The 9869-nt window shown below is 58.7% G+C and carries 9 protein-coding genes; 3 read left to right on the top strand and 6 right to left on the bottom strand.

The genetic code is table 11. From position 1 onward, the window contains the following. Positions 1-221: 221 nt before the first annotated feature. From sctT to QQJ86_RS12870, 6 genes are read right to left on the bottom strand one after another with little or no spacing between them, the layout of a single operon-like run. Positions 222-1013, bottom strand: a complete 792-nt coding sequence (gene sctT, locus QQJ86_RS12895) for a type III secretion system export apparatus subunit SctT (protein WP_284321362.1) — start codon at positions 1011-1013, stop codon at positions 222-224. Positions 1014-1024: 11 nt separating this feature from the next. Next, complete coding sequence (gene sctS, locus QQJ86_RS12890) at positions 1025-1291, bottom strand: type III secretion system export apparatus subunit SctS (RefSeq protein WP_284321361.1); 267 nt, start codon at positions 1289-1291, stop codon at positions 1025-1027. A gap of 29 nt (positions 1292-1320) precedes the next feature. Then, the gene (gene sctR / locus QQJ86_RS12885) at positions 1321-1986 is read right to left on the bottom strand and encodes a type III secretion system export apparatus subunit SctR (RefSeq protein WP_284321360.1); all 666 of its coding nucleotides are present in this window, start codon (positions 1984-1986) and stop codon (positions 1321-1323) included. Beyond that, entirely contained in the window at positions 1973-2971 is a 999-nt protein-coding gene (locus QQJ86_RS12880; protein WP_284321359.1) for a FliM/FliN family flagellar motor switch protein, read from the bottom strand. Before QQJ86_RS12880 ends, sctR begins: the two co-directional genes overlap by 14 nt. A 24-nt stretch (positions 2972-2995) precedes the next feature. Further along, entirely contained in the window at positions 2996-3592 is a 597-nt protein-coding gene (locus tag QQJ86_RS12875; protein WP_284321358.1) for a response regulator transcription factor, read from the bottom strand. Next, positions 3592-4683, bottom strand: coding sequence for a sensor histidine kinase (locus QQJ86_RS12870; protein WP_284321357.1), 1092 nt, complete (start codon positions 4681-4683; stop codon positions 3592-3594). The genes QQJ86_RS12875 and QQJ86_RS12870 overlap by 1 nt, the downstream gene beginning before the upstream one ends. A gap of 135 nt (positions 4684-4818) precedes the next feature. Here QQJ86_RS12870 and QQJ86_RS12865 point away from each other — a divergent pair, with 135 nt between their 5' ends. From QQJ86_RS12865 to sctC, 3 genes are all read left to right on the top strand, one after another. Continuing rightward, complete coding sequence (locus tag QQJ86_RS12865) at positions 4819-5352, top strand: FliO/MopB family protein (protein WP_284321356.1); 534 nt, start codon at positions 4819-4821, stop codon at positions 5350-5352. Positions 5353-5755: 403 nt separating this feature from the next. Beyond that, complete coding sequence (gene sctV / locus QQJ86_RS12860; protein WP_284321355.1) at positions 5756-7822, top strand: type III secretion system export apparatus subunit SctV; 2067 nt, start codon at positions 5756-5758, stop codon at positions 7820-7822. Between the two features lie 35 nt (positions 7823-7857). Then, on the top strand, positions 7858-9858 hold the full coding sequence (gene sctC / locus QQJ86_RS12855; protein WP_284321354.1) for a type III secretion system outer membrane ring subunit SctC: 2001 nt from the start codon (positions 7858-7860) through the stop codon (positions 9856-9858). Positions 9859-9869 lie beyond the last annotated feature (11 nt).

Below are 9869 nucleotides of genomic sequence, written 5' to 3'. Positions count from 1 at the left end.
CTGTCCGGCTGAGATGTTTATGCGGGCGCTCGGTCGCGATGATCTGGCGCAGAAGATTGATGATGCACTTCTAGATTGACTCCGCCGTTACTTTTCTTTGGGCCCGCAAAGAAAAGTGACTCGGGCCCTTTAGGGACCGAAAGCTCCGAAAGCGCCGCAGGCAATGTCACAACAAACGACATGCCCAGCTGAGGCGAGACGCTAATCAGGTACTTTCATAGCTATAAAATCTGCTTCAGCATCACCAACAAACTGCGATTCTCATACAACTTCCGCATGACCACCTCGATCATCGCGCCAAGCGCCAACAACAACACCCAGCTCGACAGCCACGACTTGATCGGCATCGCCAACGAAAACACATTCAGTTGTTGCGCGTAACGATTAACCAAGCCCAAGGCGATATCGACCAGCGACATCACCACCAGCGCAGGGGCCGAAAACACCAATACGGCGGTCATCAGATAGTTGAATTGCCCGACGAAGAATTCCATCCCGCCAGGGCGCAATGGCGGCAGCAGACTTGCCACAGGCCAGATCGTATAGCTCGACATCAACAGGTCGAGAAACACCATGAACGCGCCACTGACCATGAACAGCCAGGTGGCCAACTGCATCAGGAATGCACCGGTAATGGTGGTCTGCTGGCCGGCAATCGGATCCATCTCCATCGACATCGATGAGCCGACCTTGGTGTCGATCACGCTGCCGGCCGCGCCCAAAGCCCAGAACACCGTGCCGAAACAAAAGCCGATCAGCAGACCGATGAATACCTCTTTGCCCAGCACCAGCACCCAGGTGGCGCCCGTCATGATTGAGGTGCTCGGGCTGGCTGCAGCTGCCAGCGGATAAACCAGGATCGCAAGGCTCACATAGAAGCTGTTGCGCACCAAGGCCGGCACCGTATCCGATGTCATCAGCGGCAGCACCAGAAAGGCCGCGACGATGCGCGGCAAGGTCAGCGCGATCCCATTGAGCTGATTGCCGAGATAGTCAATCGAAAAGGGAGCCATCCGTGGTGCCGTCAGCGCAGCATGCCGGGAAAATCGGTGAACAGGCGATCGGCAAATTTGAACAGCGTGCCGCCAAGCATCGCTGCCGTCCCCAGCAGGGCGAGCACCACCACCATGAACTTCACTGCATAGGGAAACGTTTGCTCCTGTATCTGGGTGGCCGCCTGCAGAAAGGCGACGATGAGACCCGCAATGGCCGCGGCAAAAATAGGCGGTGCAGACAACGCCAGCACCAGCCATAGTGCCTCGCGTGCAAGCTGAATTTCTTGATCGTACATGCGCCGCCTCTTAAAGCCTGTTTAAGGTCTTACTGATAGGTGAGCACAAGACCATGGATCAACTTCGCCCAGCCGCTGAGCAAGATGAATAGCAACAGCTTGAAGGGCAGTGAAACCATGGTGGGCGACAGCATCATCATGCCCATCGCCAACAAGATGTTGGACACCACCAGATCGATCACCAGGAATGGCAGAAACAGCAAAAAGCCGATCTGGAATGCTTCGGTCAACTCACTGACGGTGAACGCGGGCATGATCACCAGATAGTCGTTGGAAGTCAGGTCGCTCTGCCGATCCGGTGGAAGCAACCGCTTCGCGCTTTGCAGAAAAAAATCGCGTTCGACCTGGTGACTATGCTTGATCAGGAACTGGCGAAGCGGTTCCTTGCCTACTTGCACCATCATGCCCAGCTTGTCCAGGTTCATCGGCCCAGGCGCTTGTGTGCTTATCTGCGACTGCACGCTGCGATAGGTGTCTGTGATGACTGGGTTCATCACGTAGACCGAGAGAATGATGGCCAAACCGTTGAGCACGACATTAGGCGGCACCTGTTGCAGCCCCAGCGCGTTGCGCAACAGGCTCAGCACCACCACGATCTTGGTGAACGAAGTGACCATCACGGCCACGAACGGCGCCAACGCCAGTGCGACAACGACAGTAATGATGAGTGCGGGCGAAAAACTACTGAAATCCACGAGTAGAGCCCTTGTTATACATGGGGTCCTTATGCGTAATGCGCACGCCCAGCCATTCGCCCAATGCAACCAGTACGCCATCGCCAAAGCGATGTCCGCCAAGGACAATGTCGACCGTGTTGCCGAGCAGTGCTGTGTCGTAACTCAGCACGCTACCGGGCTGCAATGCACCGGCTTCTTCGGGACTGAGGCTGAGCTGGGTCAGCCGGAATTGGGGGCGATGGGCATCGACAGCTGTCGACAACAGCGGCTTGGCAGCGATCGTCCATTGCCCCTGCCGTCGTTGCACAGCCCAACCACTGGGAAGGCCAAACATGCGACGGGAAGTGTCCTGATCCGGCTGCAAGCGCGCGTTGCAATCCGCGCCATCACTGACGAGCAACACATCACCCAACGCCAACTCTGAAACGGTCGCCGAATCCAGCGCGGCGCCTTGCAGTGCCAGGTCGAGCGTGAGCATTGCCGCATCGCCGAGCATGGCGAGTTTCGCTGGATCGCGCTTCCAATCGGCAGATGCAGTCAGCTGGCGGGCTTCGGTCGGACCGAGCCCAAGCCAGCCTTGCAGCCACTGATCATTTTCGTCACGCCAGCTCAGCACCAACCACAGGCATTCCACATCCGTGCAGGCAGGCAGGAAACCGGTGGCCACAAAGCCGCCGCCAAACACGTGACCGAGCGCGTTGAGCATCAACTCGTGCGCCAACGACCAGGCGAGCAAGCGCGCTTCTCCCGCATAGTCTTGCCAATGCGCGTCGCCTAGTGGGCTCGCCACCTGCTCGCGTTCCAGCGCAACCCGCAGTCGACCTTGCGCACTGTCGAGAGCGACGCAGGGAAGGGCGGCGGCGTGGCCCTGATGACCAACGCCGGCACGTAATTCCAGCGTGCCATGAACACTCTGCAGCAGCGTGTTGCCGCGCGCCAATAACGCACGGGCAGCTTCGCGCAACGCCTCGCTGGTATCGCCAGGGATGGGAGCGTGATCCATCAGGAGCGTCGTTTCGCGCAGCATCTAGTTTTGACCCAGCACTACGCGGGTAAGCTCGACCACGTTGTGAGCTCCCAGCTTGGCCATCAAGTTGGAGCGATGCAGCTCGACGGTCTTCGGGCTGATGCTCAGTTCGTCGGCAATGACCTTATTGAGCTTGCCGCTCATGATGCCGTCCAGCACCTGCCGTTCGCGGCGTGTGAGTTTGGTCAGTGCGGGAGACGCCGTCTGCGGTGCGTGATTGGCCAGCGCAGTATGGATGGCGTCGATCAATAGCGGCGCATCAAACGGCTTTTCGATGAAGTTGGCAGCGCCGTGACGCATGGCATCCACCGCCAAAGGGACATCCCCGTGACCGGTGACAAAAATCAGCGGTATCGACACACCGCGATGCGACAGTTCACTTTGCAACTCAAGGCCGGTCATGCCCGGCATGCGGATATCGCTGACGATGCAACTTCGTGCCGGCGGCGTCTCTCGCGAAAATTCTTTCAGCAGAGCCAGGGCGCTCGCGAAATCGCGCACCTGAAAGTTGGCTTGCTCAAGAATCCAGACGCAGGACTGACGAAACTCCTGATGGTCATCCACAACGTAGACACGCGTGTCGAGCGCGGTGGTCATCAAGCCAACCCTCGCGGCACGGTGAATACCAGCGCGGAGCCTTGCCCATTGTCGGGGTTGGGTTCGGCAAACAAGCGGCCTTCGTGGTATTCGATGATCGAGCGGCAGATCGCCAGGCCGATACCCAGGCCATCGGGCTTGGTGGTGTACATCGGCGTGAAAAGCTTGCGCATGCCGTTCTCATCGATGCCGCAGCCTTGATCGATGACGCGTATTTCCACCATGTCGTCGCAATCGAGTCGCGCGGTCAACTGGATGCGCCGACGCGAAGGTGGCGTCCCGTGCATAGCCTCGATCGCGTTCTTTATGAGGTTCAGCAGCACCTGCTCGATCATTACGTGATCAGCAAAAATGGGCGGAAGATCGTCCGGCACCGTGCTGACGATCAGCACCTGATACTGCTCGGCCTCCAGGCGCAATAGTTCGATAACGCCTTGGATCAGTGTGCGCGCGCTCAGATTCTGCCGATGCGGTTCGCGGCTGCGGACGAATTCCCGGATGCTTCCGATGATCTGCGCAGCGCGTTCGGTTTGACGTTTCGCCAAGTGAATGCCTTGACGAAGGCGGGTATGTTCCGGTTCGTCGCCGGTCATTTGCTCGCAGCTCGCAAGGTAATTGATGGCGGCCGAAAGCGGTTGATTGAGTTCGTGCGCCAGCGTGGTGGCCATTTCACCTACGCTCATCATGCGCGATGTGGAAAGCAGTTGCTCGTGCTGTTCGCGGTGCCGGCGAAGTACCTCGATGCAATCACTCATGTTCGTAAGAAACAACGCATCGGTGTGATCGCCAAGCGCAAGTTCGCTATGTTCCACGCGATACCAACGACGTGTGTCCGGTGCGTAGTAGATGCGCGCGCGCCCCTGTTCGCCCGCTTTCTCAAACGCAGTTTCAAAAGCATCTCGCGTTGGCGTGGCAGCGAGTTTGGGAAACTCGGCACGGAATGCGGCGTTGCACGTAAGCGCTGTGTCAGCTTCGTGGCCAAATACAATGCACGGCCATGGCAGCGCATCGATCAGCGCATATCCGTGTTCTCCTAGGTCAGCTGCATGCTCCGTGTGGCTTGTTTTGCGGTCGATTCGCGCTACTGGCATAGCCGCCTGTCCTTGAATAACCCGGTGATCGCTCCGGTCGTACCGAAGTGATGTAGCTACTTGACGTATGCAGCAAGATCCAACACAGCTTGTATCCCCACGCCCGGAAGACTAGCGAGATGAAGTCACCACTGGATGAACAAAAGACTAAGCCGGGTAGGCGGGGAGTATCAGGTACCAATTTTTTTCAGTTTCGCCATACCAAAGGAAGGTTACGCATCACAACCTTCGGCGACACACATCGGCGAGATATTCAAACAGCGTGATATGTTTCGTGAAGACGAAACATCGAGCTGTCTTCATCGGGGAGCGGATAGTGCCATGAAGAAATTGATATGCAATGTGCTTGTTGTCCTACTTTGGCCAAGTGCAGCATTTGCTGCGAATGCTCCAGAAGGCGGCGGGTCATCATTAAGCCCGTTATTAGGCCTGTTAGTGCCGTTGATTGCTGTGACAGCCGCGTTACTTGCCATGCTGTGGTGGCTACGACGCGGCAGGGCGCTTAGCGGCAACGGTCCCATGAAAGTGGTCCAGGCGGTGGCTGTGGGCGCGCGTGAGCGCGTTGTGGTGCTCGATGCACAGGGGCGCAGATTTATGCTCGGTGTGACACCGAGCAAGATCGAGCTATTGGCCGAATTACGTGCGATGGACACGACGACACCACCATGATGAATTTTTTGTGATGATTTCAAACGCGACAATCCTCACGCTTGAATTGCGATGCGCTAGGCAATTTTAAGAAGAATGTGTCACCGACATTTTCTCTTCATCTTCATTAATGCAAAACCTAGGGTCTCCCCCAGGTTTCGATTTTTGGAAACGCTGGTACGTTCGCTCAGAACCGATTGCCGACAGGGGGCATCGGCCATGCGTATCGCTGTTTTGGAGCGTTGGCAACGGCAAGGATTCGAGTGGCGAATGCCGCTCTATTTATGCTTTCTTGCTTGTCGGAGCCGTACGTGCTGGCCATCCATGGTTCATTTCGTAGCGACACCAGCGCGCCGCCATATTGGCGAGCGGGGTGCGCACGTCATGTCAAAGGGATCGTCAGGGATCCGAGGGTTCCCAGCTAATGGCCTTCGAGTCGATCCTTTCGCGACTTGGCTCGAATACGGGTGGTTCGCGCAGCTATAGCGACCTGGTTCTAGTGGCCGGGGTCGTGGCGATCATCGGTTTGATGATCCTGCCGCTGCCCATGGTCGCCATCGACGCACTGGTCGCCTTGAACATGCTTATTGGCGTGGGCTTGCTGCTCGTCGCTATCTATATCCCGGCGCCGGTGGCGTTTTCCAGTTTTCCCAGCGTGCTTCTGCTGACCACGCTGTTTCGCCTGGCGTTGTCGATTGCGATCACGCGATCGATTCTTCTTAATGCGGATGGCGGCCACATCATCGATACGTTCGGCAACATGGTGGTCGGCGGCAATTTGATTGTCGGCTTGGTGGTGTTCTTGATCATCACGGTGGTGCAATTCATCGTCGTCGCCAAGGGTGCCGAGCGCGTTGCCGAAGTGGCGGCGCGCTTCTCGCTCGACGCCATGCCCGGCAAGCAGCTGTCGATCGATTCGGACTTGCGCTCGGGCCTGCTGGAGAAGGACGAGGCGCGTCGACGCCGGCGCTTGCTGGAAGTGGAAAGCCAGCTGCATGGATCGCTCGACGGCGCGATGAAATTCGTCAAGGGCGATGCGATCGCCGGCATGGTGATCATCGTGATCAACTTGCTGGGCGGTCTCGGCGTGGGCGTGATGATGCATGGCATGAGCATGGACGATGCCGTGCATACATATAGCGTGCTTACCATCGGCGATGGCCTGGTGGCCCAGATTCCCGCCTTGCTTGCATCGATATCCGCCGGCTTGATCGTAACGCGCACCGCCGGTGATGAAGAAGACCGCAATCTCGGCGCGATCATCGCCAGACAGATATCGGGTGAACCCCGCGTAATGATGATCGTTGGCTGCATCGCGCTGGGCATGATGCTGGTGCCGGGTTTTCCGATCGTCGTATTCCTTCCGATTGGTGTGATCTTGGTGGGGGTTGCGTCATGGCGCATGCGTGAACGCGTCGGCTTTCTACGCAAGGTGTTCAAGGTGCCGGAAAGCCAGGCCGAACTGCTACCGCCGGATGTGGCCGACACCGACGCACTGATGCCGCCGCCAGCATTACTGCTTGAAGTGAATATGTCGGCGTTGCAGGCACTGGGCAGTAATCAGGTGCGCAATCTGTTCCGGCAGGTGGTTGGCAGCCTGCGCGAGGAATATGGCGTGCCGTTGCCGAAGCCCGCGTTGCGAGCGGGGCTGAACCTTCCTGATCACGGTTATGCACTCTATGCGTACGGGGTGCGCATCGGTTCCGGCATCCTGAAGTCGGAATCGGTGTTTTTACCTGGGCGTGCTGCGTTGCCGGCGCAAAGTCAAAGCGACGGCGCAGTGGCGACCGAGGGCGTTACCGGATTTCCCGGCCGATGGGTGGCGCGCGACAGTCATCATGGCGCGCGCGTGCTCGAACCACCGCAGGTGCTGCGCGAGCACATCCGCCTCGCGCTGGAGCGGCATCTGTCGCTTTTCGTCGGTATCCAGGAGACGTCCAATCTGTCCAACGGTTTGAGCCGCGACTACCCCGACCTGGTGCGCGAGATGCTGCGCGTAGTGTCGCCACAGCGTGTCGCGGACGTACTCAAGCGGCTGGTCGAGGAGCGTGTGCCGATCCGTCAGTTGCGCGACGTGTTCGAGGCGATTACCGATGCGGCCAGTCGCGAGAAAGACATCGTGCTGGTGGCCGAATACGTGCGTGTGTCGTTGCGCCGCCATATCAGCTACCGCTACGCCGACGATGATCATGTATTGCGCGTGCTGGTGGCGCGACCTGAATTGGAGGAGCGTTTGCGACGTTCCGTGCATAACGGTCCGGCGGGCACGCAGTTGGCAGTCGAACCGGATCTTGCGGCGCGATTGCTGGTGCAAATCGGCGACTACAGCCGCGGCGACCACGGCGGCTCGATGGTGATGCTGAGTTCGACCGATGTGCGACGCCACCTGCGCAAGCTTACCGAGGCGGAGTACGCCGATATTCCCGTGCTTTCTTACCAGGAACTGGTGCCTGATCTGCGGCTGGTGCCGGTTGGACAACTCGCTGTTTGATGCTGCGAACTTTCAACGGAGTGTGAAAACAATTCATGATGCGGAAGAAAAGCAGGGGTGGATGGCGTGCGGGACTCGGCCGACGGATCGGAGGTTCGCTGCTGCTCGTGGGTTTGATGCTGTGCGCGACACTGACGCAAGCGGCATCGATCCCGTTCAAGAAAGGCATGGTCGAAATTCAGAGCGACAAGACGCTGCACGAGTTTCTGCCGGATTTCTTCCATGACCAGGGTTTGGAAGTGGTCATGAGCCAGCAGGTGGCGGCACGTTCCGGCACGCTCAATGGCAATTTCAAAGGCAGCTATGCACAGGTGTGGCGCAAGATTGCCGATAGCAACGGACTGCTGGCGTACTGGGATGGTTCGGCCGTCTACGTATATCTCAACACCGAACGGGAGACGGATTACACCAGCGTGCCGCTGCCGGTGGAGCAGCAATTCCTGGCTGCCATGGCCAGCGTGAACTGGGCCGACGCCGCCAGCGGCAATGTCTGGCGGCTGGAGCCGAGCACAGGCCTGGTGATGATCACCGGCACCAAGCGATTCACTGACCAGGTGAAGCAGATGGCGCAGACCATCTCCGGTCTTGGTCAGAATGCGAGCACTCGCTTCAAGTTCTATCCGCTGAAATACGCCTGGGCGTCGGATACGACGATGATGATCGGCAATCGCCAGGTCACCATTCCTGGCGTGGCGACGGTGCTGCGTCAGTTGGTGGGTGCTCCGGGCGGCGATCAATTCGGTGGTGTACGTGAGCGGTTGGTCTCCGCGCGTCAACAAGGCCTGCGCGGCCAGGGCCTGGCCGGCATGGGCCAGCAGCCACCGCCGCCGCTGGGCAACTACACGGTGCCGGTGCAGAACAACGAGGACAACGGCACTGCGTCGGATGATTCAGCCTCCACGCCGCAGCCGCAGAATAACGTGCAGGCCGTACACGGCGAGGGCGACAGTCGCATCGTTGCTGACACCTTTCGCAACGCGATCATTGTGCGCGATACCGCCGATCGCATGCCGATGTATGACGAGCTGATCCGCAACCTCGACGTTGCGCCACAGATGGTCGAGATCGAGGCGACCATCATCGATGTGGACAAGGAGAGGGCACGTTCGCTCGGCGTCAACTGGTTCTATCGAAACCGAGGTATCACTACCGGGTTCACCACCAACAACAGCTCTACGCTCAATGCAGACCAGTCCAAGGCGGCGCTGGCCGGCGCACTGCTAGGTGGGAAAAACGGTTCCGCTTTGTCCGCACTGGCCAGCCTGTTCGGTGGCGGTGGACAGATCGGCGCCATCCTGGGTGACCCGGCACATTTCATTGCGAATGTGGATGCGCTGGAGACGGACAACATCACGCATGTGGTGACGCGCCCGCAAGTGATCACCATGAACGACACCGAGGCGGTGATCCAGAGCAACCAGACCGTTTACGTGCCGGTATCGGGCGCTTACAACTCCGATTTGTACAACGTCGTGGCCGGCACCACCCTGCGCGTGACGCCGCATCTGGTTTCAGAGAATGGTGTGCTAAAGATCCGCATGATGGTGCAGATCGACGATGGCAGCATCACATTCTCGGCCGCGGATTCGCAGAACGTGTCGTACCCTATCGTCGCCAACAACGCCGTGAATACGCAGGCGGTGATCGAGGACGGCCAGGGCCTTCTGCTTGGTGGCCTGATCCAGGATAAGGGCGTTAACAGCGATCAGAAGATCCCGGTGCTCGGCAATATCCCGGTGCTGGGTTATCTGTTCAAGACGGTGCAGAAGCAGAGGGCGCACACCGAGCGCTTGTTCCTGATCACGCCACGCCTCATCGCGCTCAACCAGATCACTGGCCAGCAGACGCCGAGCACACCGAAAGTCACCATCGAGTCGCAGCAACAGATCGATGACCAGCAGGCAAAGCAGCGGGGATTGTTGCGTTTTGACAATCCGGCTCCCGCCTCCCAGCCGCAACCTTCTGCGTCACCGATTCCACCGCAGCCCCCGGTAAAGGCAGCCCCAATCCCAAGTACGGTGCCAAGTATTCGTTGATCGAACGAGCA

Origin of the sequence: Dyella acidisoli (assembly GCF_030160295.1) — a bacterium.
Classification (GTDB): domain Bacteria; phylum Pseudomonadota; class Gammaproteobacteria; order Xanthomonadales; family Rhodanobacteraceae; genus Dyella_B; species Dyella_B acidisoli.
This window is presented reverse-complemented; position numbering and strand designations above follow the sequence as displayed.

Excerpts from the sequence above, each read along its gene's own strand:
- QQJ86_RS12870 (WP_284321357.1), bottom strand. The coding sequence starts at position 4,683 with ATGCCAGTAGCGCGAATCGACCGCAAAACAAGCCACACGGAGCATGCA.
- sctS (WP_284321361.1), bottom strand. The coding sequence starts at position 1,291 with ATGTACGATCAAGAAATTCAGCTTGCACGCGAGGCACTATGGCTGGTG.
- QQJ86_RS12875 (WP_284321358.1), bottom strand. The coding sequence starts at position 3,592 with ATGACCACCGCGCTCGACACGCGTGTCTACGTTGTGGATGACCATCAG.
- QQJ86_RS12880 (WP_284321359.1), bottom strand. The coding sequence starts at position 2,971 with ATGGATCACGCTCCCATCCCTGGCGATACCAGCGAGGCGTTGCGCGAA.
- sctC (WP_284321354.1), top strand. The coding sequence starts at position 7,858 with ATGATGCGGAAGAAAAGCAGGGGTGGATGGCGTGCGGGACTCGGCCGA.
- sctV (WP_284321355.1), top strand. The coding sequence starts at position 5,756 with ATGGCCTTCGAGTCGATCCTTTCGCGACTTGGCTCGAATACGGGTGGT.
- QQJ86_RS12865 (WP_284321356.1), top strand. The coding sequence starts at position 4,819 with ATGAACAAAAGACTAAGCCGGGTAGGCGGGGAGTATCAGGTACCAATT.
- sctT (WP_284321362.1), bottom strand. The coding sequence starts at position 1,013 with ATGGCTCCCTTTTCGATTGACTATCTCGGCAATCAGCTCAATGGGATC.